Origin of the sequence: Rhizobium sp. P38BS-XIX (assembly GCF_012641435.1) — a bacterium.
GTDB lineage: Bacteria > Pseudomonadota > Alphaproteobacteria > Rhizobiales > Rhizobiaceae > Rhizobium.
Map to the genome: position 1 here is coordinate 49,832 of NZ_JABAIJ010000011.1, position 25,038 is coordinate 74,869.

Genomic DNA, 25,038 nt, shown 5'->3' on the forward strand with positions numbered 1-25,038 from the left:
GCTAAGTCTCCTTGCGGGTCAGGAACCAGATGAGATAGGGGCCGCCGATCAAGGCTGCGAACAGACCGACCGGAACTTCGTAAGGAAAGATAACGGTGCGCGACAGCCAGTCAGCGAGCACCAGCAGCATTGCGCCGAGCAGCAGGCTGGCCGCCAATTGGCCGATCGTGCCGCGGAAGCCCATGAGACGCGCAAGATGTGGAGCGATCAATCCGGTGAGGCTGAGCGGGCCGACGAGGAAGGAGGCGATGGCCGTCAGGAGGGCGGCGAGAATCGAGAGAGTGAGCCGGCTTGCCGCAACCGAGAGGCCTACGGACCGGGAGACGCCGCCCCCAAGCGGCAGGACATCGAACCATCTTCGCACCATCGGCAGGATCGGGACGATTAGAGCCAGCGAAATGATGCCGGTCCATGCTTCGAAGGAGCCTGCTCGGTTGGTGGAGCCCGACAGCCAAGTCAGCAAGAGAAAAGCGCGCAGATCACCGCGCGAAAGAACGACGGTGACGATCGCCATGCAGAGAGCGCCGATGGCAACGCCCGAAAGCAGCAGCCGCTCGGGTCCGAATCCTCCGCGTGCGCTGAATGCCATCATGGCGAGGAAGGCAATCAGCGCGCCGATCGTCATGGCCGTGATCGTGATGGCCGGTGAGGGAAATGCAAACAGGAAAAGGGCGATCGTCAGGCCCGCCCCGCCGCCGGCGCTCACGCCCAGGATCTCGGGGCTTGCGAGAGGATTGCCGGTGAGGCGCTGCATGATGAAACCGGCCGCAGCGAGCATCGCGCCGGCGGTCGCCGCAACAACTGTACGCGGCAGGCGAAAAGGCAAAAGGTCCGACAACTGGCTGCCGATTGCCACGTGCCAGCCGTCAACGCCGCGTCCAATCGACAGGGCACAGAAAAACAGAAGTGCCATGCCGAGGACAAGCAAGACCAGCGCTCTCCCGGGCGCGGCGATTGTCAGACGTGATCTGAGGGCACCATCGGTCTGGAGCACATTACCGGAATGCAGGCGTGGTAGGAGCAGTAACAGAAGCGGTCCGCCGAGAAGCGCTGTTGCCGCTCCGGTTGGGGCAAGATCGGTGAAGCCCTGTGAGAGGAGCTGTACCATGCAATCTGTCAGGAAAAGAATGCCGGCCCCGGCCAAGGGGGCGGCGATCAGCAGCTGCCCGGTACGCCGGGCACCACAGAATCTGGCGATGTGAGGCGCGGCAAGTCCGAGAAAGCCAATGATGCCGACCTGCGCTGTGACGGATGCCGCCAACCACACGGCAAGCGTCAGGAGGGCAAAGCGCATGCTATGCAATGCAATGCCCAGGTTCTTGGCGCTGCTGTCATCCAGGCTCATCACGGTCAGCGGGCGGACCAATACCAATGCGGCGGCAAAGCCGATGATCAGGCGCGGCGCAAGCGCAACGACGCCATCCCAGCTTTGCTGGTTCAGCGCGCCCGCGCCCCAAATGAAGACGGACATGGCGTATTCGCCGCGTGCGAGAATGATCGTGACGCTGAGTGCGGTTGCGACCAATGTCACCATCATACCGCACAGTGCGACTGTGACCGGATCAAGGCCGCGTCGCCAGCTCAAGGCAAGAACGATCAGGACGGCTGCAAGGCCGCCGGCAAAGGCAGATATCTCTCTCGGCAGGCCGATCAGCAGCGGAAAGAGCCCGACGGCAATCGTCATTGCCAGTTGTGACCCCGCGGCGATCCCAAGCGTCGAGGCGTCGGCGATCGGATTGCGCAAAACTCGTTGCAACAAGGCGCCGGAAAGACCAAGTGCGGCTCCAGCGACGATTGCGATAGCCGAGCGTGGCAGCAGGCTGTCGATCAGCAGAATGCGGTCGAGGGCCGCTGCATCGCGCATGTCTGCGGCGAGATGCGGACGCAGCAAAAGCAGTGCCGAGAATGCGATCACACAGGCCAAACCAAGCAGGGCGCCATTGCGCGCGAGCGGTCCGTACCCCGAGATCGCCCGGCGGCGGTCAACCGTTCCATGCATGGCTCAAGCCTCCTGCGAGGAGATCGGCGAAACGCTCGGCGGCCGGCAGCGCACCGTAGGGATTGATCGAACCGAGCTTCAGGACGCGACCTTCCCGCACCGGAGGCAGCGCATTCCAGAATTCGCTTTGCTGAAGCTCCATCACTGCTTCGACCGGATGTGGTGGAATGAGGACAATCCACGCATCCGGCATGGAGGCAAGCCGCTCGATGCCGACGGGTGCGGTTGCCGAATAACTTGTAAGGTCCGGCCACGCGTTGGTCAGGCCGGTGTGCGTGAGAACCTCTCCGAACATGCTGTCGGAGCCGAAAACGCGGAAATGCCTGGCATCCCCGAGGTTTATGGGCAGGATGGGGCGATGGTCGCACTTGCTGAATTGGACGCGATAGGCTTCCAGCTTCTCCCGCATGGTGTCGACCAGAGCGCGACTGGCCGCCAGGCCCAATCGCTCACCGATCGCGAGCGTCGCCTGCTCCGACAGCTGATAGGGGCTGCTGCCCTGCTGATAGATGGCATGGCTTTCCACGGGCGCGATCAGCCGCATGCGGTCGTTGGCCCAGGCGTAGAAATTGGAATTGAAGATCAGATCCGGTTTGGAAGCATAGAGCATTTCGAAATTCGGCGTGCCGCGCAGACCGAGATCGGCAACGCCTGCAGGAATGGCGGGACTGACGGCCACGTCGCGAAATTGTAGCAACTCGGTGCCGGCGACCACATTGGCACCGATCGCGAGCAGCGTCTCCAGAATGGCCCAGTCAAGTGTGGCCACGCGTGTGTTCGTCGCCGCACGAGCCGGCGCAAACGCGGCCGCCGCTCCGGCGCCGGCCATGGCGAGAAACCGCCGGCGCGACAGCCTATAGGCATTGTCCATCGTCATGGGGCGTAGCCGATCGGTTCGTGGCGCTGCGATCGAGAAAGCATGCTCATGCCGATGCTGCAAATTTGCTTCAGCCCTTCCATCATCATGGATAAGCATTGCCCTTGGTTTGAAACGAGTTCGAGGATTGCCTTGCGGCAATCCTCGGCTCTTTGCCATGATCGAGAGTAAAAGTATACTTTTATTGTCAACTTACCACTTCTTGCTCAGCTTGAACGTAATGGTTCTTGCCTCGCCATAGCCGCATACATTCTCGCCGGCACAACCGGAGACGTAGTCCTTGTCGAACAGATTGGCGACGTTGAGGGATGCGCCCCAGCCCTTCTTCTCGTAACGGATGCCCGCATCGAAAAGCGTTGCCGAGGGGACGCGCAGCGTATTGGCCTGATCTGCCCAGGACTTGCCCTGGTACCGCACGCCCGCACCAATGCTCAGGCCGTCAAGCGCTTCACTCGTAAACGCGTAGTCCAGCCACAGGGAAGCAGTGGAATTCGGCACGAGATAAGGCGAATTGCCGATGATTGCAGTGTTGAGATCCTTGGTCACCTCGAGATCGGTGTACGAGTAGGAGCCGAGAACCTTCCAGTTTTCGTTCAGGTTGACCTTGCCTTCGAATTCGACACCGCGCGAGCGCACTTCACCGATCTGGCGCTGCAGGAAGGTCGTGGGATCCGTCAGCGCCATATTCTTCCGGTCGATCTGGAAGACGGAGGCGGTAAAGAGGCCGTCGATGAAGTCGGGTTGATACTTGACGCCGGCTTCGTACTGCTCGCCCTTTTCCGGTGTCAGTCCGCCACCGGTAACGCTGGTGCCGATCAAGGGATTGAAGAAGGTGCCGGCGCTGATATAGGGCGTGATGCCGTTGGAGAACTCGTAAGCAAGGCCTGCACGGCCGCTCGGCGCATTTTCGTTAGACTTGTAAGTCGTGCCGATCTTCGAGTCGGAATTGGTATCGACGAAGTCGTAGCGGCCGTTAAGTGTCACCAGCCAGCCGTCACCGAAGCGCATCTGATCCTGGGTATAGACGCCAAGCTGCTGCTGCGTCATGACCTGATTGAGGTAGACGAAGTTGGTGCCCTGCGGCGTGCCATAGACCGGGTTTGTGGCGCTGATCGGGTTGGAGCCGCAGCAGGCCTGAATCTGGTCGAGGCGGTAGATTGAATAGTCCGTGCCGATCAGGAAGTCATGGCTGATCGGACCGGTGTCGAACTTGTTTTCCGCGCGGGTGTCGACCGAGAAGGTATCGACCCTCGACCGCTCGAAGAAGCCGATGCGGTTGAGCATGTAATTCGGATCGTCATAGCCGGCACTCAGCGGATTTCCATCCACATAGCCGTTCAGATAGGGGCCTTCCTCGCGCTTGTAGAGATGGCCGTACCGTGCATTCTGCGAGACAGTCCAGCCGCCGTCGAAATCGTGCGAGAATTCATAGCCGAGCATCTGCTGGGCGTATTTCAGATTGTCGATGCTGCGTTCACCATAGAAGGCATCGCGCTTGATCTTGCCGAACGGCGCGTCGACGACTGTGCCGACATACGGGAAGAAGCCATTGCCGCTATGGATTTCGTCGAGGCCGCTCAGCATTCCGAAGACCGTCAGCTTTGTGGAATCGTCCGGTGAGACGGTTAGCTGTGGCATGATGAAGCCACGCAGGTCATGCGTGCCGTCGCTATAGGTGTCGCCGCCGGCGATCTTGCCGGTCAGGCGGTAGCGGTAGACGCCGTCGGCCGAAAGCTTGTCGGAGAAGTCGAAGCCGACGAAAGCGTTACCGAGATTGTTGATGCCGATCTCGGTCGAATACTTCGGAGTGTCCGTCGGCTCCTTGCGAACCATGTTGACGAGGCCGCCCGGATTGGCGCCGCCGTAGAGCACGGACGAGGGGCCTTTGAGCACTTCGACGCGCTCGAGCATGTATGGGTCGATCTGGAAACCGCCAAAGCCGTAGCTATAAAGCGTCAGGCCGTTCATGAAGACGCCGCTCTGCGTCGCATCAAAGCCGCGGATATAGAACCAGTCCGTGTCGCCGTCATTGCCGAAAGGCTGTGTTGTCACGCCGGGTGTATAGCGCAGCGCTTCGTCGACCTTGTTGGTGATGCCGCGATCCTGCATTTCCTGCTGGCCGATAACCGAGACCGATTGGGGCACTTCGGTGATCGGCGTATCGGATTTTGAGCCGGACGTCGTCTTCTGCGCCACGTAGCCTTTGACTGGAGCAGTGCCACTGGCTTCGCCCTTGTCCTGCGAGCTGCCCTGAATGACCAGCGGCTGCAATTCCGTGGCCTTTTCCTGCGCTGCGACATGCGAACCCGACAGCAGCGCAGCCATGGCCACGCCCGTCGCCCAAAGCCGTGTGCGCGATACGTCTTTCTTCAAACCCTGCATTTTTGTCGTTTGTCCCGAATTTACGCCGTTCGGCCAGAGGTGGCCGATCCCTCAATAAGATGAGCAATTAACTCATATTTAAGGGAGCGGCTTGTCTGTCACTGAGGAAATTGAATGTTTTTGGGCAATTCTCCGCGAAACATACAATTGCCCGCGAACTGTGGCTTTCAAGCAAGCCTGCTGCGCTTCCAGCTGGCAGGAGCGGCACCGATATTCTTGCGGAAGACGCGGGTAAAATGAGCCTGGTCGGCAAAGCCGGTTTCCACGGCGACACTGGTCAGCGGCATCTCGCTGTTGAGCAACAGTTGCTTGGCCCGCTCCAGCCTCGCCTGGGTCTGCCACTGATGCGGCGGCAAGCCCGTCGATGCCTTGAAGGCATGGCTGAAGTGCGATTGGGAAAGCCCGGTCAGTTCGGCCAACTCTTCCAAACGGATAGTCCGGGCGCAGTTTTCCTGAATATAGTCGACGGCGCGGCGCAGCTGCCAGGTGGCCAATCCGCTGCGTCTGCGCGGCTGTGTTCCACGCAACTGCAGAACATTGATCAGAAGGGAAAGGGTCAGCCCATCGCCGTAGAGATCATGCAGCGGCTCGGGGTTTTCGCATTCTGCGGCAATCATCTCGGCAAGCGCCATCATGCGCTGGTCGGTAAAATGAAGCTGCGGACGATCAAGCTGTGTCGGATCGATATTTTCCATCAGACGCTGGCTGATCACCTCCGCATCGAAATGAATGTCGAGATGGCGTACGAACTCGACACCCGAAATATCGACCCAAAGTTCCATGCCGGCGGGGATGTAGGAGATTCGCCCGTTGGCGTAATCCTGAAGTCGCGGCTGCGCTCTTGGTGAAGGCCGGACTTTCGTCGTGCCGGATCCGCGTTGCTCGAGAAGAATAAACAGTCTCGGATCGCGTGCCACATAATATCCGCCCGCCTGGGCGGCACAATTAACATTCCAGATGTCGGCGACGATCCCGTTCCATTGACGACGGTGCATGCCGCCGATAACGGAAAATCCACCGATCTTGTTCTGCATTCTAGGCTGAAACGTCATTCGCTGCTTCCGGCGTTGCTCCCGCGCAATAATCCTTCGTATGAAACTCAAGTTATTACAGCAATGATGCAGGCATGGCAATCCAGCAGCTGCCGCGCATATCTATAGCTTGCAAGGGACGGTATATGGAAAAAGGACACCCACATCGGGCATCCCTCAGCTAAATCTCAAGCCGGCGTGATCGACCCAGATAGAAGGAGGGCGGATGCATGATTGCCGATCGACGTGGAAGACTATCGGCTCGTTTTCGGCTTTCATGACAACGCCCGCTTGAAATTTCGCTCGTCTTCCGCCACCTGTGCGGCGCGACTTTTAATATTCCCAGGAGACTAGACGCATGACAGCCACCACCGCAGAAAATACCGCTGAGAGCCACGTCTTCGAGGCTGACGTTGCCCGTCTTCTGCACATGATGGTTCACTCGGTTTATTCGGACAAGGACGTCTTTTTACGCGAACTGATCTCGAATGCGGCCGATGCCTGCGAAAAGCTACGTTACGAGGCGATTGCCGAGCCCTCGTTGCTGGCGAGCGACGCGGAAAGCCGCATTCTGTTGACGCTTGACGCGGATGGTAACAAGCTCTTCGTCGAGGATAACGGCATCGGCATGAGCCGTGACGAGATGATCGAGGCGCTCGGAACGATTGCCCGCTCCGGCACACGTGCCTTCATGGAGCGTATCGAGGCCAACAAGCAGGGCGAGGGTGCCCAGCTTATCGGCCAGTTCGGTGTCGGCTTTTATTCCTGCTTCATGGTCGCCGATCGGGTCGACGTCGTCTCTCGCCGCGCCGGCGCAAGCGACGCCTGGCTCTGGTCGTCCGACGGCAAGGGCGGTTATAGCGTGTCGCCAGTCGATGTGACCGAAGCTCCCGCCCGTGGCACGCGCATCACGCTGCATCTCATGGAAGACGCCAAGAGCTACGCATCGCGCTGGAGCGTAGAGCGTATCGTCAAGGAACAGTCCGGTCATGTGCCGGTGCCGATCAAGATCGCCGAAAAGCCTGGCGACGAACCGACACAGCTGACCGACGGCACCGCGCTGTGGACCAAGTCGAAGAATGACATCACGCCAGAGGAATATACCGACTTCTATCGTGGCGTATCTGGCCAATATGATGAGCCGGCGCTGACGGTGCATTTCCGCGCCGAGGGGCGCCATGAATATTCGGCGCTCGCCTTCGTGCCCGGTTCGCAGCCATTCGATCTGTTCGATCCGGACCGCAAGGGCCGCATGAAGCTCTATGTGAAACGGGTCTTCATCACGGATGAAGCGGAATTGCTGCCGCGCTATCTCCGTTTCGTGCGCGGCCTTGTCGATACTGCCGATCTGCCGCTGAACGTCTCGCGTGAAATGATCCAGGAAAGTGCGATCCTTTCGGCGATCCGAAAGGGCGTCACCAACCGCATCATCACGGCGATCGAAAAGCAGGCCGAAAGCGATCAGGATGCTTTCCTCAAGCTGTGGGCGAATTTCGGCAGCCTGATCAAGGAAGGGATTTACGAGGATTTCGAGCGTCGCACGCAGTTGCTGGGTCTTTCGCGGTTCCGCACAACGGCCTCGGGCGAAGGCTATCGGTCGCTTGCCGACTACGTCAAGGATGCCAAGGAAGGCCAACAGGCGATCTACTATCTCGTCGGCGGCAGCCTGGAGCAGCTGAAGGCCTCTCCGCAGCTGGAAGGCTTCCGCGCTCGTGGCATCGAAGTTCTGCTGTTGACGGATTCGGTCGATAGCTTCTGGGTAACCAACGCTCCGGAATTCGAAGGCAAGAGCTTCAAGTCGATCACCCAGGGCTCGGCCGACCTTGCTCAGTTCAAGAAGCTGGAAGATGATAAGAAAGACAACGATAGCGCTCCGGTCGAGGTCCAGGCGTTTATCGATTTCGCCAAGGAGACGCTTGTCAACGAAGTCTCGGACGTGCGTGCGTCCGACCGGCTGATCGAAAGCGCCGTTTGCCTGGTCGCGCCCGAGCAGGGGTATGATCGCCAGCTCGAAAAGATCTTGCAGGGCGCCGGGCGTATCGAGGCCGGTGCGAAGCCGATTCTGGAAGTCAATATGGACCATCCAGTAGTCAAGGCTATCGCGGCCAAGATCGACGCACCGTCGCTGCGTGATGACGCAGCGTTCTTGCTGCTCGATCAGGCGCGTGTTCTGGATGGCGACAAGCCTGCCGATCCGCGCGCCTTTGCCGAGCGCCTGGTCCGCGTTATGGAGAAAGCCCTCCAGTAGAAAAAATGATGCCGGCATGGCGCGGGCGCGTCGTGCCGGCATCGTTCCGACCATATAAACTTGTATCTCATACTCATATTTTCGTTGCGCGGTGAATTTCCTTCTTTTATAGAAGGATCGACATTGGCCCGGTTTCGCCCGGCCACGTAAGCGTTAACGTCACTCAACGCGTATGATCGAGCGGCCCGGCGGGCTCGGTCTGCGCGGCTATGTCCTGCAGATCGAGATTTAAGTGCCTCGAAAGGACAATGATGGACAATCCCACCTCAAATTCGAATGGTTCAGTTCCGAAAATAGAGCGCGTGCGTCATGAATTGAAGCGGCGCTCGCTGACGGTCTCCAAAATCGAGAAGATCACGCCGGCCATGCTGCGCATTGAGCTTGCGGGCGAGGATCTCGCAGATTTCGTCAGTCTCGCGCCGGACGATCACATCAAGATTTTTGTCGCCGGTAGCGGCGACGAAATGGAGCGGCGCGACTACACGCCGCGTCGATACGATAATGATGCCCGCACGCTCGTGGTCGACTTCGCAATCCATGAAGCCGGACCGGTCACCAAATGGGCGTTGGATGCACAGCTTGGCGATACGCTCGAGATTGGTGGCCCCCGCGGCTCAGCTGTCGTCTCGGCCGATGTCAAACATTGGCTCTTGATCGGCGATGAGACGGCGTTGCCGGCGATCGGCCGGCGGATCGAGGAAGCAGGCAGCGATGTACATATGACTGCGATAGTCGCGGTTGCGTCTGCCGCCGAGCAGCAGGAATTTCAAACGAAGGCTGAACTGAAGACGCATTGGGCGCATCGACCCTTATCCGATGCGACTGACCCATCGGCGCTCCTGGCCGTTCTGAAAACGGTGGATGTCGCGCCCGGTACCTTTGTCTGGATTGCGGCCGAGGCCTCGGTGACCCGCGCGCTTCGCAGCCATCTCGTCGAGGAGCGCAGCTATCCGTTGAGCTGGATCAAGGCATCCGGATATTGGGTCAAGGGCAAGGCGGATACGACCGAGAAATTCGAATAGGGGTCTATATGGTGGGCCGCCATCATCGGTATGCCCGCCAAACCCAATGCGAGGACCCGCCGCCTGTCGCAGGGATTGTTGTTCCGCAGCGTGGCACAACTGTCCCGTAACTGGACGCCATAAGATTGGGTTCACCTCGACTGCAATCAAGGCAAATTTCGACTTCCTAAATTGAGTGGGATCGCGGAAGGTTGCTGCAAGGCGCAAAGGGCGACGGCATCGTCGCCTCTCGTCTCGCAGTTCCAGGCGCCGGGCGGGAGGCGGCGCCGGTGAACATTTTGCAACCCCCGCCGCACGCGCCGGCCAAATTAAGGATCGAAGCGAGGTGCATGCCGTCTCGAAAGAACAGCCGCAGACCTTTGGCGCGTTGATGCTCTCCTCGCTGCGCAGGGCCTTTTTCAGCATCGCGCTTGCGAGTGGCGGCATCAACATACTGGCGTTGACCGGGTCCTTTTTCATGCTGCAGGTATACGATCGGGTCATTCCGAGCCGTAGCTTGCCGACGCTGTTTGGCCTTGCGGTCATCGTCGCGACGCTGTTTCTGTTTCAGGGTGCGTTGGAGCTTTTGCGCTCGATGCTGCTTGCGCGCATCGGCATGGCATTGGACGAGCGCCTGAACCACAAGATTTTTCGTGCGCTGCTGTTGCTTCCCACCCAGAAGCAAACATCCGACGACGGATTGCAGTCGCTTCGCGATCTCGAGCAAATTCGTACATTTATGTCCGGCAACGGCTCTGCCGCGCTCTTCGATTTGCCCTGGATGCCCTTCTATCTTTTGCTCTGCTTTCTGTTTCACGTCTGGATCGGCATCACCGCGCTCAGCGGCGCCATTCTGCTCATTGGCATTACCGTGCTTGCGGAAACCTTGTCACGACGTCCAGCGCTTGAGGCATCCAAAGCTTCGGCGACGCGTCTCGGTTTTGCCCAGGCCGCACGGCGAAACTGGGAAGCAGCGATCTCGATGGGATTTGCCGGCCGGCTGACCGCGAAATGGACAGGCATGAATGACGATTATTTGCGACATCAGAGCGTTGTGGGAACCACCGTCGGCGCGCTGACGATTACTGCGAAGATGGCGCGCATGATGCTTCAATCCGCCGTTCTGGCGGTCGGAGCCATCCTCGTCATTCGCCAGCAGGCAACGGGCGGCATCATCATCGCAAGCTCGATACTGGTAACGCGTGCCCTAGCGCCCGTGGAGCTTGCAATCGGGCAGTGGAAGGGGTTCGTTACCGCGCGTCAGGGCTGGAAGCGGCTTTCAGGCCTGCTCGACGCCGTGCCGTCGGCACGGCACTCACTCGACCTGCCGGCGCCGACCAGCGAACTTAGTGTCGAGAATATAACCCTGACTGCTCCCGGCGGTCGCGATCTGATCCTGCGCAATGTCTCGTTCAAGGTCAAAGCAGGAACCGTGCTCGGCGTGATCGGACCAAGCGCATCTGGCAAGTCATCGCTTGCCCGGGCGTTGACTGGTCTCTGGCCCGTCGTAATCGGCAGCGTAAGGCTCGACAAGGCGGCGCTTTCCCAATGGGATATCAACAAGCTCGGCCAGCACATCGGCTATCTTCCGCAGGATGTCGGCCTGCTCGAAGGCTCCATAGCGGAAAATATTTCGCGGTTTGACAGCGATATGATCGCCGAGGAGATCATCGGCGCGGCCAAGGCCGCGGGTGTCTACGATATGATCGTCAAGCTGCCGGACGGTTTCGACACGATAATCGGGGAAGGGGGATCAGGGCTTTCGGCCGGCCAAAGGCAGCGTATCGCACTGGCGCGCGCCCTATACGGAGATCCTTTTCTGGTCGTCCTGGATGAGCCCAACTCCAATCTCGACGCGGAAGGAGAAACCAGCCTGACTGCCGCCTTGAACGGTGTGCGCGCGCGTGGTGGTATCGCTGTTGTCATTGCCCACAGACCAAGCGCTCTTGCGGCCGCCGACACGGTGATGATTGTTGCCGCAGGACAGTTGCAGGCTTTCGGCGCCAAGAAGGATGTTCTTGGATTGCCGCCCAAGCCTGTCGGATCTGCAGCGCTTTTGACTGCTTCGGGAGACGTGCGATGAGCGACGGAGCCTCACCTGCAACCGAACGCGCCATTCGTCGCCTGTCTCTGTTGATAGTATCGGCGATATTGCTTCTGTTCGGCGTCATGGGCGGTCTTGCGGCTGCAACCAAAATTTCCGGCGCGGTGATCGCTTCCGGCAGCCTTGTGGTCGACAGCTATGTGAAGCCGGTGAAACATCTGAAGGGTGGTATTGCGAGCACCATCTTGGTGAAGAACGGCGATCGAGTGAGCGCCGGACAGGTGCTCCTGAAGCTGGACGACACTCAGACGAATGCCAATCTTGCGATTATCCGCAAACGTCTGAACGAACTCTCCGCCCGAACGGCTCGTCTGGTTGCGGAGCGGGACGGAAAGAACGAGATCACGTTCCCGGCCGATCTGCTGTCGGCTGCGGGCAAGGCGGATATGAGAGCCGTTCTCGATGGCGAGCGGCAGCTTTTTCTAGACCGCAAGACATCGCGCGAAGGCCAGAAATCGCAGCTGCGTGAGCGAGTTCAGCAATTGAACCGCGAGATCGAAGGACTTGTTGCGCAGGAAGAAGGCAAGCGACACGAGATTGCCTTGATCGGCAAAGAACTCGGCAGCCTTGAAGGTCTGCTCAACCAGGGCATCATTTCTGCGACAAAGGTCTATTCGCTGCAGCGTGAAAGTGCTTCCCTCACCGGCGATCTCGGCAATCTTGTCTCTTCGATCGCCCAGACCCGCGGGAAGATCGCCGAAACGCAATTGCAGATCTTGCAGATCGATGCCGATCAGAGTTCTCAGGTCTCCGAGCAACTGCGCCAGGCGGAAAGCGATATCGGACAGTTCTCAGAGCGACTTGTCGCGGCCGAGGATGATCTCAAGCGTATCGACATCAGGGCGCCACAGGCGGGTGTCGTGGACCAATTGAGTGTTCACGCCGAAGGCGCTGTCATCTCACCTGCCGAGACGATCATGCTGATCGTTCCTGATAAGGACGCGCTTGTTGCGGAGCTTAAGCTTTCGCCGCAGGATATCGATCAGATTACTGTCGGGCAGCCGGTGTCGCTGCGGTTTCCCGCCTTCAATCAGCGGATCACTCCTGAGCTGAACGGGCGCGTAGAGACCGTGTCCGCGGATCTGGCGACCGACCAGCGATCCGGCCAAAGCTATTATGTGGTGCGCGCTCGTATCTTGAAGCCGGAATGGGATCGGCTGGGACGGCTGACGCCGCTGCCGGGCATGCCTGTGGAGGCTTTCATGCAGACCGGCAACAGAAGCATCCTGGCCTATCTCACGAAGCCGATGACCGACCAGATCAGGCGTGCGTTCAAGGAAGATTAGGGTGCCTCGAAAGGCACCCTTATACTTCTAGATATGCCAGTCCGATGCATGAGCGGACTGGGCGTTGGCCGCAAGCTGTGAGGTATGGTCATCAAGCGAATAGGCCTTGATGTAATCGATCTTCATTTCAGATCCATTGTGCAGCCCATCTGCCGGGGTGCCCGCCACGCCACCGACCGCGAGATCGACGAGCATATACATGGGGCCGTGCATGTCGGCAGGCGTGGCAGCATGGGCGACGGCAACATCATCGAAATACCAGGTAATCTGGTCCTTGTCCCAGAGCACGCCGTAATTGTGAAAGCCATCCGTGTTGGGCACTTCGACGGGGATGGAGGTCATTGTGTGCTCGCCGCTGGCATTCGAATGAACTGTCACATTCACAGTATTCGGGTTTTGCCCGCGCATCTCGACGACGTCGAGTTCCGGCGGCCATGAACCGTCCTCCGGCAGCAGCCAGAAGGCCGGCCAAACGCCCTGATTATGCGGCATTTCTGCTCGCATTTCGAAGTAGCCATAGGTTTGCGAGAACGTGGAATGGGTGGTCAGCAGGCCGGATGTGTAGTCGTGATTGTCAACGATCGACTTCAAGGCATCGGGCGTCGGCTTGGCCGTAATGGTCAGAATGCCGTCTGAGGAGATCGAGAACGGATTGGCGGATGCCGTCGGCGCATAGGACGGGTTGATGTACCACTGCAGCTCGGTGTTAAGGCTGCTACCTTTTTCCGGTGCCCAGGAATATTTCGCATCCCAGGTGCCCTGTGTCCCCTCATGCAGAGAGAGCGTGTTGAAATCGTCCGAAAAGGTCTGCGTCAGCGCGGATCGATCGAGCCCAAGCTGGAACTGGTCCGCATGCAGGTCGCCAATGGCTTTGTTGGCCAGCACCAAGCTTTCGCCATTGCCAAGATCGAGCCGCACGTTGGCGCCTTCCTGGGTGGAATGGCTGATCACTTGATCGAAGGATGTGAGGCCATATTGATTGAGGCGAACCTTGTCGTCATCACTGAAATCGGTGATCAGATCGCTGCCGTTCCCCTTTGTGATGATGAAAGTGTCTGCTCCGCCGCCGCCGGTCAGCACATCGTTGCCGGCGCCACCGTCAATGGTCTGGCTGCCGCTGCCACCAGTGATGATGTTGTCGGCATCGTTGCCATAGGCGTGGCGGTTGTTGCCCGTCACGGTCAGATTTTCGAAGTTCTCTGGAAGCGTATAGTCCATCCAGGTGTTGATGGTATCCACGCCGGAATTGGGCGCTTCGTAGGCGTGGTTGAGGCTCGAATACAGATAATAGATATCGTCACCGGTACCGCCCATCATCGTCACGTTGACGGAACTGTCGCCCCACATGGAATCGTTGCCGGCGGTGCCATGGAGCACCGGGCCTGATCCCGTCGCGGAAAAGAATCCCGTCGAGGTGTCGCTATAATAAAGGGGCTGGCCAAGAGCATTCAAAACAGAATTGGGCATGGGGAACCTCTTCCTTCCTGCAGGACTTTCTCCTCCGTCGACCTAATATTTCTCCCCGCTCATATACATCAGATAGCGTGCTTTGCTTTCCCGCACACCCCTGACGGTAGGTTTTTTGGCGAGAGGTGCTGAATGGGTGCTTAACGTCCCTTTCACCTGCCTCAAGAAGGGTCGGCCAACCTCGTATCAGAGAAGAGATTTTCGGTTTTGCCGCCAAGGTGAGACAGCTGTTCCTTTTAATCTACTATTTTTATCGACAATATTCGCATGATCGAAAACATGCCCGATGTTCGGAAGGGATCAGAATGAGTGCGCCTAAAATTATCGGTATCGCCGGCAGCTTCAATCGGCCATCCAAGACCTACTCGCTGGTGAAGACCGTCGCTGATCTGGCGAGCGACCGGTATGGCTTCGCCAGCAAGGTTTATGATTTGCATGACGTCGGCCCCTCGCTTGGAACGGCGCAATGGCGCAGCGACCTTGATGCTCAGGCCGCAAGCGTGATCGACGACATCGTCTCCGCCGATGCGCTGATTGTCGGCTCCCCAACCTTCAAGGGATCGTATCCCGGCCTCTTCAAGCATCTGATCGATCTGATCGACCCGCACGAGCTGCGGGCAAAGCCGATCATTATCACCGCAACCGGCGGCGGGGACCGACATGCGCTGATGGTCGAGCACCAGTTGCGGCCGCTCTTCGGCTTCTTCATGTCCCATACACTGCCAACGGCAGTTTACGCCTCGGATCGCGATTTCACCGATTACAAGGTTTCGTCCGCGCCGCTTTCGAGCCGCATCGACGACGTCGTCGCCGAACTCGGCGCGTTCTTTCCGCAGGCAGTGCCCCTGCTGGCGGCGGCGGAATAGCGTTCGTCGAGCCCGTTCGGCAGGCAGCGAATTTCGAATTCAACGAAATGGAGGGTTGCATGACGTCCAATATCATCAGTCGCCTGAAGGCGCTTTTGGGTTTTCTCAAGGTCGATCAGGCAAACGAGAAGTCCGTATCCACGCACAGCTTCGCCTCGGCCAATTATCCCGAGCGGGAGCCGTCGGCGCGAGACTACGAGATCTATTACTGGTGTGCTTCGCCGGCCCCTTGGTATTGAAGAGGAGGCGTCTTTGGCTTCTTGTCGTCCGATGGGTTGTTTGCCGGCATCCGTTGTGAGGCCGATATGAGCAAAGTGCTGATACTGCCCGGATTGTTTGGGTCAAATGAAGGGCATTGGCAGCGTCACTGGCTGCAAGACCACTCAGACGTGCGGCTCGTTGAGCAGCAGGACTGGGATTTTCCACATGTTTGCGATTGGATGGAGCGCCTGGAGGCGGCTCTCGAAGATGCCGGTGACGCCTATCTCGTCGCCCACAGTCTTGGCTGTATCCTGGCTGCGAGACTGGCTGGGCGTCCAGCCGCGCGAAGGGTCAAGGGCGCGCTTCTCGTTGCCCCTTGCGATATTCCGGCGACCGAAAGGCTCCACGCCGGCCATCTCTCTTTCGGATCCATGCCGACCGACGCATTGCCGTTTCCAAGTATCACCGTCGGTAGCCTGAACGATGTCTACATGACGCTCGATCGGCTCACGCTGTTCGGGCGCCTCTGGAATTCCGATGTTCGCAACATAGGCCTTGCCGGCCACATCAACATCGCCAGTGGCTTCGGACGCTGGCCAAGCGGCTATGGCTTTCTAGACATGTTGAAGGCTCGCGCCAGGCATCGCCGACCGCGTGGATTTTCGACAGCAATCGCCGCTTCCGTTTGAAAGAGGGCTTTTCATATGAAGCATTCGACGCCATTGTGCGGCCGAATTTTTGACCGTGTTCTTTGATCGCCATCAGGGCATGCGACGAAGGTCACATTTTGGAGGTAGTCTCATGAGTTTGCGTATCAACGATATTGCTCCCGATTTCGCCGCCGACACCACGCAGGGCGAAATCCAGTTTCACGACTGGATTGGCGATGGCTGGGCCGTTCTGTTTTCTCACCCAAAGAATTTCACGCCTGTCTGCACGACCGAACTGGGCGCTATGGCTGGCCTTGAAGGCGAATTCCGCAAACGCGGGGTTAAGATTGTCGGTATCTCCGTGGATCCGGTCGAAAGCCATGCTCGCTGGAAGAACGACATCAAGACGGCGACCGGCTTCGAAGTCGACTATCCGCTGATCGGCGACAAGGATCTCAAGGTCGCGAAGCTCTACGACATGTTGCCCGCCAGCGCCGGGGACAGCTCCGAGGGCCGCACACCGGCAGATAACGCCACGGTTCGCTCCGTTTTCGTGATCGGCCCGGACAAGAAGATCAAGCTGATCCTCACCTATCCGATGACGACTGGCCGCAATTTCGGGGAAATCCTGCGGGCGATCGACTCGATCCAGCTGACCAGCAAGCATCAGGTTGCAACGCCTGCTAACTGGCAGCAGGGCGACGATGTCATCATTACCGCGGCCGTTTCCAACGAAGATGCGATCACCCGCTTCGGTTCTTTCGATACGGTATTGCCGTATCTCCGCAAGACCCGCCAGCCATCTGCCTGAGCGGCGACAGATATCATGCAAGTCGATGCAATGCGGCCTCTACGGCCGCATTGCTTTTTAGAGCTTCACGTTTTCGCGCAGAAATTCCAGAAGTGCACGTACGCGGGCGGGTAGCGGTCCCCCCTGACCTATATAGACGGCGTAAAATTCCTCGACGTCTCCCGGATTGAGGTCTTCCAGGACCGGCCGCAGCCGGCCGGAGGCGATGTCCGATTTGACGGTGAAGGCAGCAAGTCGCGCCATGCCGGCTCCCGCAAGCGCCAGATGGCGCATGGCTTCGCCATCTCCCGCCCGTAGGCTCAGCGCCATAGGGATGGTCTTGATGTCGCTGCCGAACCGCAGGGGCCACGCTTCGACGGCACGAGAATAGGCAAAATCGATGCGGCAGTGCTTTTCAAGCTCGGCAGCGGAGCGGGGCTTTCCATGCCGTTGCAGATAGTCGGATGACGCGACGATTATGTTGCGAGCCGTCCCAAGCTTGCGCGCCGTCAGCCTTGAGCTTTTCAACGGCCCGGTACGGATCGCGACATCGGCCCGCTCCTCCATCAGGTCAACGACCTTGTCGGTGTGGAAGATTTCCAGCGTGACGTCCGGATAGAGCGTCATGAAGGCGGGCACGAGCGGCGCCAGTACATGATTGCCGAAGGAGGCGCTGGTGTTGATGCGGATATGGCCGGCAGCCCTTTCGCCCGCCGAGGCATGCCGCTCTGCCTCGGTGATATCGGCGAGGATCGCCATACTGCGCTCATAAAAGGCGCAGCCCTCCGGTGTCAGCTGCAACCGTCTCGTGGAGCGGTTGATCAGGCGGGCGCCGAGACGCTTTTCGAGGCGCGTCACCAGTTTGCTGACGGCTGAGGGCGTCATCCGGCATGCGGCAGCGGCGGCTGTGAATCCGCCGAGTTGCACGGTACGGACAAAGACCTCCATTTCACCGGAGCGATTGATGTCTTGGCGGGACATGATGAATTCAAGTCACAAATCTGTTTCTTACAGGCAATCTATATCATGCAAGTGCGGGCGTCTATCTATTGGGAAAGCAAAGGAGATAGACGATGGACTACAGAAATCTTGGTGCTTCTGGCCTCAGAGTGCCCGTCCTAAGTTTTGGGGCAGGGACGTTTGGCGGTAACGGGCCGCTGTTCAGCGCATGGGGCTCTACAAACGCGGCGGAAGCAACCCGCCTCGTCGATATTTGCCTGGAGGCAGGGCTCAATCTGTTCGACACTGCCGATGTCTATTCGGCCGGCTCTTCCGAGGAGATACTGGGCGCGGCAATCCGGGGAAGGCGCGATGCGGTGTTGATCTCCACCAAGACCGCGTTGCCGATGGGTGATGGACCGGCTGATTGGGGCACTTCGCGGGCGCGCTTGATAACATCCGTCGACGCCGCGCTGCGCCGTCTCGGGACGGACTATATCGATCTGCTGCAATTGCATGCCTTCGATGCCTCGACACCGATAGAGGAGGTGCTTTCTGCCCTTGATGGCTTGGTGAAGGCGGGCAAGATTCGCTACATCGGCGCGTCGAATTTTGCCGGCTGGGAACTGATGAAATCGCTCGCCGTTTCGGAACGGCACTCTCTCGTTCGCCATGTGGCGCATCAGGTCTATTACTCGTTGGCCGGTCGCGATTATGAATGGGAACTCATGCCGCTCGGTGCAGATCAGAAGGTGGGTGCACTTGTCTGGAGCCCGCTGGCGTGGGGTCGCCTGACCGGCAAGATCCGCCGTGGTCAGCCCCTGCCGGAGAAAAGCCGCCTGCACGAAACCGCATCTTTCGGTCCGCCCGTCGATGATGAGAAACTTTTCGATATCGTCGATGTGTTGGATCAGATCGCCACCGAAACCGGCAAAACCGTGCCGCAGATCGCGATCAATTGGCTGTTGAACCGTCCGACCGTGGCGAGCGTGATCATCGGTGCGCGCAACGAAGAGCAACTGCGCCAAAATCTCGGCGCTGTGGGCTGGACACTGTCCACAGAGCAGATCGAAAGGCTGGACAAGGTCAGCGCCGTCGCAGCACCCTATCCCTACTTTCCATATCGGCGTCAGGAGGGTTTCGCCAGGCTTAATCCTCCGGTGGTCTGATAAGCCCTTGCGGTGAAGGCGGCGGCGAGACCAAGAATTGCCTCGCCGCCATCCATATTTTAACGGCCACCCTCAATCTTGCGGTGGCGCTGGTTCCGGCCGCTTTCGCCATAGGGGTAGGCTGCGGGCTGCGGCGCGCTGATGTCGTTCAGCCTGTCCATCTCGGCGTCCGTCAGTGTTAGTTTCGCGGCACCCAGATTGTCGGCGAGCTGTTCGGACGTTCGGGCGCCGAGAATGACGGATGTCACGGCCGGGCGCGCCGCAGTCCAGGCAAGGGCGACCTGCGCCATGCTGACGTCGCGCGCCTTCGATATATCCCGGACAGCATCGATGATGGCCCAGGTGCGCTCTTGGGCATTGCGGCCGGCATAGGCCTCGCTGCCGCGGTTGGGGTTTTCGCCGAGCCTGGTGGCACCCGTTGGCGCCTCGTCGCGCTTGTATTTACCCGTCAGCCAGCCGCCACCAAGAGGCGACCATGGAAGCATGCCCATGCCGGCATCCAGGCATGCGTCGACGATCTCGAGTTCGATGTCGCGAATGAGAAGATTATATTGCGGCTGAAGCGTCACCGGCCGCGTATAGCCTTGCGCCTTGGCGATCTCGACGGCCTTGGCGATGTGCCAACCCACATAGTTGGAGAAGCCGTAATAGTCGATCTTGCCGGCGCGCACGGCATCGTCGAGAAATCGCAACGTTTCCTCGATCGGGGTCAAGGCATCCCACGCATGCATTTGATAAAGATCGATATGCTCGATGCCCAATCGGTGCAGAGAGTCGTCCAGAGCCTGGTTCAGATGCCGGCGCGAGAGGCCGATGTCATTTGGCCCGCTGCCCATTGGGAACCGGCCCTTGGTGGCGATAACTGCCTGGCGTGCTTCGCTCGGACGCGCCTTCAGCCAGCGGCCGATGATCTCTTCCGATTTACCCGCACTATAGACATCGGCAGTGTCGATGAAGTTGCCGCCCCAGGCGAAATAATCGTCGAGCAGCTTGTGGGATGCGGCTTCGTCGGCTTCCGCGCCGAAGGTCATGGTGCCAAGGCAATAGGCTGTGACGACGGCCCCGCTTGGGCCGAGCTTGCGATAATCCATTCCTGCCTCCTCTGAACGGAGCGCCGGTGCCCGATCGGCAAAGCCGTTGGGTGAGCCGCAGGCTCCGTGATCCATAGCAATGTGGTGCTTGAGACGGCCTCCACCGTCGATGGGATTCGACGCGCAGCATGTTCAATGCTGTGGCCGCAGAGCTACTTTAGCCAATCATCCCATCATTACCAAGCGCATTCATTGCCTGCGCTGCGTGGCTTGCGTAAAATTATGCGTGATGATTCCTTTTTCGCCAGATGTTCCATCGATGGATGAAACACCAACAAGCCGCATGCTCTCCTGGGCGCGCAACTCGACCATTTATCGGCTCGAGCGCCGTATGATGACCGAGAAGCAATTGTTCGATGCGATCACCAAAAAGGCGAAAAAGAAATTCGAGGATATCAGCGATCAGCAGATCAAGGCGCTCGCCGACTTCGCCGTCAAATTCGCCTATGAGCTGAAAGTGCTCGACGATGTCGCCTTCGCCGAGATCAGCACGCGCTCGGCGGTTCGCTCCGGCAAGTCGAAGAAAGCCATCGCCTTCAAGCTAGCCTCCAAGGGTATTGACGGCGAAACCGTCACGGCAGCCGTTGAGGACGTGGACGATCTTCAGTCCGCCGTCATCTTTGCCAGGAAACGCGGCTTTGGACCTTTCCGCCGTGGCGAAATGGACGACAAACGCAAAGTGAAAGAACTCTCCGCCTTTGCTCGCAATGGCTTCAGTTTCGCGACCGGTAAAAGGGTCTGCGAGATGGAGCGCGAGGACGCCGAGGACATGCTGAGCGCGAGTTCGTCATTTTGACGCCATAAGCGCGTTGAAATACCCACAACCTCCAGCTAGCTTCGCCGCGCTTGATGGGGGTGAATATGGGGACGTTCGTGAAGGCAGTGATTCGATCGATCGTAGCGGCACTATGCATTGCTTCGTTCCCAATGGCCGCTCATGCGGACTGGCAGGCGGCTGAGACGATCAAAACCTATGCGATCACTGGAACATCGGGGCGCGAGCTTTACGATTCCATCGGCGAGCGCGGCCCGCTGCTCGGACCTAAGATCAGGGCGATTGCCCATACCGACTTCAAGCTCACCTGGACGCGGAAATATGAGCCGCAGCCAGACGGCGCCTGTACGATCACGGTCAATGTACCAAAGCTGGTTATTAGCTACACCCTGCCGAAACCCTCGTCCCAGCTGTCGGCGACCGTCCGCAAAAGCTGGCAGAAATTCATCGCCGGCGTGGAAGCGCACGAGCGCGTGCATGGCGGGTATATCAAGGACATGGTCCGGGAAATAGAGGCGATGAGCGTTGGTTTTTCCGTGCCCGACGATCCGAAGTGCAGCAAGATCCGCGTCGAGTTGACGAAGCGCCTAGGCGAGATTTCCAATAAGGAGCGGCGACGAAACAGCGATTTCGACAAGGTCGAATTCAGCGACGGCGGTAACCTTCAGCAGCTTGTTCTGAAGCTGGTCAAGGAAGAGTAGCGGATAGGCAGTGCAGCCGGCGGCATGCGTCCGGCTGCGTCTTTGTGACAAACGATTAGCGACCTTTCTGCTTTCGCCATTCGGCGAATTTCTGCTTCGGCGCGTCGCTTGTCGCCGGATAAAGGCCGATAATGGTTGCGCCGTTCATGACTTCCTCCGTGACGAAGTCCTCGTAAGCCGTCATTTCCACGGTCTCGTTGGCGATCTCATCGGCGAGATGCGCCGGAATGACAATAACACCTTCATTGTCACCGACGAGAACGTCGCCGGGAAAGACGGCAACGTCGCCACAGCCAATCGGGCCATTGATTTCGATCGCCTGATGCAGCGTGAGGTTCGTCGGAGCGGATGGGCGATGATGATAAGAGGGGATATTGAGAGCGGCGATTTCGGGGCTATCGCGGAAACCACCGTCGGTGACAACGCCGGCGACGCCGCGCACCTGCAGTCGCGAGATGAGGATGGAGCCAGCCGAGGCGGCACGGGCGTCCTTGCGGCTGTCCATGACCAGAACGAAGCCGGGTGGGCATTGTTCGATCGCGGCACGCTGCGGATGTTCTGGATTGCGGAAGACCTCGAGAGTGTTCAAATCCTCGCGCGCCGGAATGTAGCGCAGCGTGAAAGCCTGGCCGACCATGTTCGTCTTTTTCGGCGAAAGCGGTCGCACATCCTGGATGAACTGGTTGCGCAGGCCGCGCCGGAAAAGCGCGGTGGCGATCGTCGGTGTCGCGACGCCCATCAGTTTGTCGCGTGTTTCGTTGCTCAGCACATAATTGCTCATGCGATATATCCTTTGGAATCAATAGATGTCGGGTTCGCCCGGCGTCGGGCCGAAGCTGTTTTCAAGGAAATCGAAATCGCAGCCGGTATCGGCCTGCGCCACATGGCGCGAAAACATCCAGCCGTAACCGCGGCCAAATTTCTCAGGCGGCTTGACCCAGGTGTCGCGCCGGCGCTGGAGTTCGTCTTCGTCAACAAGCATGTCGATGCGCCGTGCTTCGAGGTCCAGGCGGATAATGTCTCCGTTTTTAAGCAGCGCCAGCGGACCCCCGACATGGGATTCCGGCGACACATGCAGGATACAGGCGCCATAGCTCGTGCCGCTCATGCGGGCATCGGAGAGGCGCAGCATATCCCTGTGCCCCTTCTTGAGCAGCGCCTTCGGGATCGGCAGCATGCCCCATTCCGGCATGCCTGGTCCTCCTTGGGGACCTGCGCCGCGCAGGACCATAACGTGATCTGGCGTGATATCGAGATTTTCATCATCGACCGCAGCCTTCATCTCGGGATAGCTGTCAAATACCAGTGCAGGGCCCTGATGCTTGTGGAAGCGGGGGTCGCAAGCGGCCGGCTTGATGACGGCGCCAGTCGGCGCGAGATTGCCCTTCAGAACAGCCAGGGATCCCTCGTGATAGATCGGGTCGTCCAGCGAGCGGATCACGTCATCATTGTAGCACTTTGCCCCTTCCAATGTTTCGCCGAGGGTGACGCCGGATACGGTGAGTGTTGTAAGATCGAGCTTGGAAGAAAGCTTTGACATCAGGGCACGCAGGCCGCCGGCGTAATAGAAGTCCTCCATCAGATAGGCCTTGCCCGTCGGTCTGATATTGGCAAGCACCGGCGTCGTGCGTCCAGCCTGATCGAGATCGTCGAGCGAGAGTTTGGTGCCTGCGCGTCGCGCCATCGCGATCAGATGGATGACGGCGTTGGTGGAACAGCCCGTCGCCATCGCGACGGCCACGGCATTGTTGACGGCGGCCTGTGTGACGATCTTCGAGGGAACGAGATCTTCCCAGACCATTTCGACGATCCGGCGACCGACAGCCGAGGACATGCGAATATGATTGGCATCCGGTGCGGGAATGGAACTGGCACCGGGCAAGGTCAGGCCCAGGGCCTCGGCGATGGCCGTCATCGTGCTTGCCGTCCCCATGGTCATACAGTGGCCGTAGGAACGAGCGATGCCGGCCTCGACATCGACCCATTCCTTTTCCGAAATGGTGCCGGCGCGACGTTCGTCCCAGAATTTCCAGGCGTCAGATCCGGATCCCAGATATTCGCCGCGATAATTACCGCGCAGCATCGGCCCGGCCGGCAGGTAGATCATCGGCAGCCCCATGGAGAGCGCGCCCATTACGAGGCCGGGCGTGGTCTTGTCGCAGCCGCCCATCAGAACGGCACCGTCGACCGGATGCGAGCGCAAAAGCTCTTCGGCCTCCATCGCCAACATGTTGCGATAGAGCATCGTCGTCGGCTTCACATAGCTTTCCGACAGCGACAGGGCAGGCAGCTCCAATGGAAAGCCGCCGGCCTGCAGGATGCCGCGCTTCACGTCCTCGACGCGATGCTTGAAGTGGGCATGACAGGGATTGGCATCGGACCAGGTATTGAGGATGGCGATGACGGGTTTGTCCACCCATTCCTCCGGTGCATAGCCCATCTGCATGGTGCGCGAGCGATGCCCCGAACTTCTAAGATCATCCGGTGCAAACCACCTTGCACTGCGAAGTTCCGACGGCGTTTTCCTGCTGTTCATAGTCTTCGAGCCTTGTTTGTGACGATGGTCGAAAAGGGATGTGACCTTCGGCTCCCGGCATGCTTGCCGATAGCGAAACCTCAGCGCTCACTCCTCCCAAGCGGTCCAACTGCAAGAACAGAGTTGGCACCAATGGACTAAAGCACTAATGTATCAGTGCTTCAACCCTGAAGCTGTGGCTAATCAACCCAACGCTCCGACAGAAAGGCTGCCAGTGAAGCTCAATCCGAAAGAATTTGCGCTGGATCGCTCGCGGCAAGTCGCGCCGCAGATCCTGGAGATCCTGAGATCCCGCATTCTTTCGATGAGCCTGCCGCCGACGACGGTCCTGTCCCGCCTCTCGCTGCAAAGCGAGTTCAATGTCAGTCAGACTCCGGTTCGCGACGCCCTGATCCGCCTTGAGGAGGAAGGGCTCGTCGAAGTCTATCCGCAGTATGCGACCGTCGTTTCGCGGATCGATGTCCGCAATGCCATCGAGGCACATTTTCTGCGTCTGTCCATAGAGCTTGAAGCCATTCGGCGGCTTACTCTGGAATCGCCCGCCGAGACGGCCGAGGCGTTCGCCGCCATCCTGTCCCGCCAGAAACGCGTGATGTCGCCCGAAACCTATGACCTCTTTGATACCCTCGACAAGGATTTCCACCGGGTTCTTTATGAGCGGGCCGATATTCTCGGCCTTTGGTCGACGGTTCGGCGCCAAGGTGTCCATCTCGACAGGCTGCGGATGCTGAATTTGCCAATGCCGGGAAAACTTGAGCAGATCATCGCGGATCACCAGATGATCGTTGATGCCGTCGGCGCAGGTGATCCCGAGGCGGCGGTCACAGCGCTTCGCAAACACCTATCTGGAACATTGTCGATTATCGATCTCATCTGCGAACAGCATCCGGATTATGTGAGCCGATAGTCGTCCGGAAGTCTCTGG

21 protein-coding genes are annotated in these 25,038 nt (G+C 59.0%); 12 read left to right on the top strand and 9 right to left on the bottom strand.

Features of this window, described 5'->3' with window-relative positions; genetic code table 11:
• Position 1: 1 nt before the first annotated feature.
• The 4 genes from fhuB to HGP17_RS27320 form a co-directional block, all read right to left on the bottom strand.
• Entirely contained in the window at positions 2-1,999 is a 1,998-nt protein-coding gene (gene fhuB / locus HGP17_RS27305; protein WP_168813858.1) for a Fe(3+)-hydroxamate ABC transporter permease FhuB, read from the bottom strand.
• Complete coding sequence (locus HGP17_RS27310; protein WP_246704247.1) at positions 1,983-2,876, bottom strand: ABC transporter substrate-binding protein; 894 nt, start codon at positions 2,874-2,876, stop codon at positions 1,983-1,985. The genes fhuB and HGP17_RS27310 overlap by 17 nt, the downstream gene beginning before the upstream one ends.
• A 192-nt stretch (positions 2,877-3,068) precedes the next feature.
• A complete protein-coding gene (locus tag HGP17_RS27315) occupies positions 3,069-5,258 on the bottom strand; it encodes a TonB-dependent siderophore receptor (protein WP_168813860.1) in 2,190 nt (729 codons plus the stop codon).
• A 167-nt stretch (positions 5,259-5,425) separates the two neighbouring features.
• A complete protein-coding gene (locus tag HGP17_RS27320; protein ID WP_168813862.1) occupies positions 5,426-6,310 on the bottom strand; it encodes an AraC family transcriptional regulator in 885 nt (294 codons plus the stop codon).
• A gap of 337 nt (positions 6,311-6,647) precedes the next feature.
• On the opposite strand from HGP17_RS27320, the gene htpG reads away from it, so the two are divergent.
• From htpG to HGP17_RS27340, 4 genes are all read left to right on the top strand, one after another.
• On the top strand, positions 6,648-8,537 hold the full coding sequence (gene htpG / locus HGP17_RS27325; RefSeq protein WP_168813864.1) for a molecular chaperone HtpG: 1,890 nt from the start codon (positions 6,648-6,650) through the stop codon (positions 8,535-8,537).
• 251 nt (positions 8,538-8,788) lie between these two features.
• On the top strand, positions 8,789-9,559 hold the full coding sequence (locus HGP17_RS27330; protein ID WP_168814098.1) for a siderophore-interacting protein: 771 nt from the start codon (positions 8,789-8,791) through the stop codon (positions 9,557-9,559).
• A 325-nt stretch (positions 9,560-9,884) separates the two neighbouring features.
• Complete coding sequence (locus HGP17_RS27335; protein WP_168813866.1) at positions 9,885-11,621, top strand: type I secretion system permease/ATPase; 1,737 nt, start codon at positions 9,885-9,887, stop codon at positions 11,619-11,621.
• Positions 11,618-12,928: an HlyD family type I secretion periplasmic adaptor subunit gene (locus tag HGP17_RS27340; protein WP_168813868.1), complete on the top strand. Its 1,311-nt coding sequence runs from the start codon at positions 11,618-11,620 to the stop codon at positions 12,926-12,928. Before HGP17_RS27335 ends, HGP17_RS27340 begins: the two co-directional genes overlap by 4 nt.
• Positions 12,929-12,955: 27 nt before the next feature.
• Here HGP17_RS27340 and HGP17_RS27345 read toward each other — a convergent pair whose 3' ends face one another.
• Positions 12,956-14,395: a family 16 glycosylhydrolase gene (locus HGP17_RS27345; RefSeq protein ID WP_168813871.1), complete on the bottom strand. Its 1,440-nt coding sequence runs from the start codon at positions 14,393-14,395 to the stop codon at positions 12,956-12,958.
• Positions 14,396-14,700: 305 nt separating this feature from the next.
• Between HGP17_RS27345 and msuE the strand changes: the two genes are divergently transcribed.
• The 4 genes from msuE to HGP17_RS27365 all read left to right on the top strand — a co-directional run bounded on the left by msuE (position 14,701) and on the right by HGP17_RS27365 (position 16,923).
• A complete protein-coding gene (gene msuE / locus HGP17_RS27350; RefSeq protein WP_168813873.1) occupies positions 14,701-15,261 on the top strand; it encodes an FMN reductase in 561 nt (186 codons plus the stop codon).
• 59 nt (positions 15,262-15,320) lie between these two features.
• The gene (locus HGP17_RS27355) at positions 15,321-15,500 is read left to right on the top strand and encodes a hypothetical protein (protein ID WP_168813875.1); all 180 of its coding nucleotides are present in this window, start codon (positions 15,321-15,323) and stop codon (positions 15,498-15,500) included.
• A gap of 66 nt (positions 15,501-15,566) precedes the next feature.
• Positions 15,567-16,151 carry an alpha/beta fold hydrolase gene (locus tag HGP17_RS27360; RefSeq protein ID WP_168813877.1) on the top strand — a complete coding sequence of 195 codons (585 nt, stop codon included), beginning with the start codon at positions 15,567-15,569 and terminating at the stop codon, positions 16,149-16,151.
• Positions 16,152-16,263: 112 nt separating this feature from the next.
• Positions 16,264-16,923 carry a peroxiredoxin gene (locus HGP17_RS27365; protein ID WP_168813880.1) on the top strand — a complete coding sequence of 220 codons (660 nt, stop codon included), beginning with the start codon at positions 16,264-16,266 and terminating at the stop codon, positions 16,921-16,923.
• Positions 16,924-16,980: 57 nt separating this feature from the next.
• Here HGP17_RS27365 and HGP17_RS27370 read toward each other — a convergent pair whose 3' ends face one another.
• On the bottom strand, positions 16,981-17,883 hold the full coding sequence (locus tag HGP17_RS27370; RefSeq protein WP_168813882.1) for a LysR family transcriptional regulator: 903 nt from the start codon (positions 17,881-17,883) through the stop codon (positions 16,981-16,983).
• A gap of 92 nt (positions 17,884-17,975) precedes the next feature.
• Here HGP17_RS27370 and HGP17_RS27375 point away from each other — a divergent pair, with 92 nt between their 5' ends.
• Positions 17,976-19,010 (top strand): aldo/keto reductase, encoded by a 1,035-nt coding sequence (locus HGP17_RS27375; protein ID WP_168813884.1) that lies wholly within the window; start codon positions 17,976-17,978, stop codon positions 19,008-19,010.
• 59 nt (positions 19,011-19,069) lie between these two features.
• On the opposite strand, the gene HGP17_RS27380 is transcribed toward HGP17_RS27375, so the two are convergent.
• Positions 19,070-20,101 carry an aldo/keto reductase gene (locus HGP17_RS27380; protein WP_168813886.1) on the bottom strand — a complete coding sequence of 344 codons (1,032 nt, stop codon included), beginning with the start codon at positions 20,099-20,101 and terminating at the stop codon, positions 19,070-19,072.
• A gap of 259 nt (positions 20,102-20,360) precedes the next feature.
• Between HGP17_RS27380 and recX the strand changes: the two genes are divergently transcribed.
• Together recX and HGP17_RS27390 are read left to right on the top strand one after the other, a co-directional pair.
• Positions 20,361-20,897 carry a recombination regulator RecX gene (gene recX / locus HGP17_RS27385; RefSeq protein WP_168813889.1) on the top strand — a complete coding sequence of 179 codons (537 nt, stop codon included), beginning with the start codon at positions 20,361-20,363 and terminating at the stop codon, positions 20,895-20,897.
• Positions 20,898-21,028: 131 nt separating this feature from the next.
• Positions 21,029-21,577 (top strand): DUF922 domain-containing protein, encoded by a 549-nt coding sequence (locus tag HGP17_RS27390; RefSeq protein WP_246704252.1) that lies wholly within the window; start codon positions 21,029-21,031, stop codon positions 21,575-21,577.
• Positions 21,578-21,632: 55 nt separating this feature from the next.
• Here the strand turns inward: HGP17_RS27390 and HGP17_RS27395 are convergent, their stop codons facing one another.
• Positions 21,633-22,358: a ribonuclease activity regulator RraA gene (locus HGP17_RS27395; RefSeq protein WP_168813893.1), complete on the bottom strand. Its 726-nt coding sequence runs from the start codon at positions 22,356-22,358 to the stop codon at positions 21,633-21,635.
• Positions 22,359-22,376: 18 nt separating this feature from the next.
• Entirely contained in the window at positions 22,377-24,113 is a 1,737-nt protein-coding gene (araD, locus tag HGP17_RS27400; RefSeq protein ID WP_168813896.1) for an L-arabinonate dehydratase, read from the bottom strand.
• A gap of 214 nt (positions 24,114-24,327) precedes the next feature.
• Between araD and HGP17_RS27405 the strand changes: the two genes are divergently transcribed.
• Complete coding sequence (locus HGP17_RS27405) at positions 24,328-25,020, top strand: GntR family transcriptional regulator (RefSeq protein ID WP_168813899.1); 693 nt, start codon at positions 24,328-24,330, stop codon at positions 25,018-25,020.
• Positions 25,021-25,038 lie beyond the last annotated feature (18 nt).

Bases quoted from the DNA above. Each gene is read 5' to 3' on its own strand.
- fhuB (WP_168813858.1), bottom strand. From the start codon at position 1,999: ATGCATGGAACGGTTGACCGCCGCCGGGCGATCTCGGGGTACGGACCG.
- HGP17_RS27310 (WP_246704247.1), bottom strand. From the start codon at position 2,876: ATGACGATGGACAATGCCTATAGGCTGTCGCGCCGGCGGTTTCTCGCC.
- HGP17_RS27315 (WP_168813860.1), bottom strand. From the start codon at position 5,258: ATGCAGGGTTTGAAGAAAGACGTATCGCGCACACGGCTTTGGGCGACG.
- HGP17_RS27320 (WP_168813862.1), bottom strand. From the start codon at position 6,310: ATGACGTTTCAGCCTAGAATGCAGAACAAGATCGGTGGATTTTCCGTT.
- htpG (WP_168813864.1), top strand. From the start codon at position 6,648: ATGACAGCCACCACCGCAGAAAATACCGCTGAGAGCCACGTCTTCGAG.
- HGP17_RS27330 (WP_168814098.1), top strand. From the start codon at position 8,789: ATGGACAATCCCACCTCAAATTCGAATGGTTCAGTTCCGAAAATAGAG.
- HGP17_RS27340 (WP_168813868.1), top strand. From the start codon at position 11,618: ATGAGCGACGGAGCCTCACCTGCAACCGAACGCGCCATTCGTCGCCTG.
- HGP17_RS27345 (WP_168813871.1), bottom strand. From the start codon at position 14,395: ATGCCCAATTCTGTTTTGAATGCTCTTGGCCAGCCCCTTTATTATAGC.
- msuE (WP_168813873.1), top strand. From the start codon at position 14,701: ATGAGTGCGCCTAAAATTATCGGTATCGCCGGCAGCTTCAATCGGCCA.
- HGP17_RS27355 (WP_168813875.1), top strand. From the start codon at position 15,321: ATGACGTCCAATATCATCAGTCGCCTGAAGGCGCTTTTGGGTTTTCTC.
- HGP17_RS27360 (WP_168813877.1), top strand. From the start codon at position 15,567: ATGAGCAAAGTGCTGATACTGCCCGGATTGTTTGGGTCAAATGAAGGG.
- HGP17_RS27365 (WP_168813880.1), top strand. From the start codon at position 16,264: ATGAGTTTGCGTATCAACGATATTGCTCCCGATTTCGCCGCCGACACC.
- HGP17_RS27370 (WP_168813882.1), bottom strand. From the start codon at position 17,883: ATGTCCCGCCAAGACATCAATCGCTCCGGTGAAATGGAGGTCTTTGTC.
- HGP17_RS27375 (WP_168813884.1), top strand. From the start codon at position 17,976: ATGGACTACAGAAATCTTGGTGCTTCTGGCCTCAGAGTGCCCGTCCTA.
- HGP17_RS27380 (WP_168813886.1), bottom strand. From the start codon at position 20,101: ATGGATTATCGCAAGCTCGGCCCAAGCGGGGCCGTCGTCACAGCCTAT.
- recX (WP_168813889.1), top strand. From the start codon at position 20,361: ATGGATGAAACACCAACAAGCCGCATGCTCTCCTGGGCGCGCAACTCG.
- HGP17_RS27390 (WP_246704252.1), top strand. From the start codon at position 21,029: ATGGCCGCTCATGCGGACTGGCAGGCGGCTGAGACGATCAAAACCTAT.
- HGP17_RS27395 (WP_168813893.1), bottom strand. From the start codon at position 22,358: ATGAGCAATTATGTGCTGAGCAACGAAACACGCGACAAACTGATGGGC.
- araD (WP_168813896.1), bottom strand. From the start codon at position 24,113: ATGAACAGCAGGAAAACGCCGTCGGAACTTCGCAGTGCAAGGTGGTTT.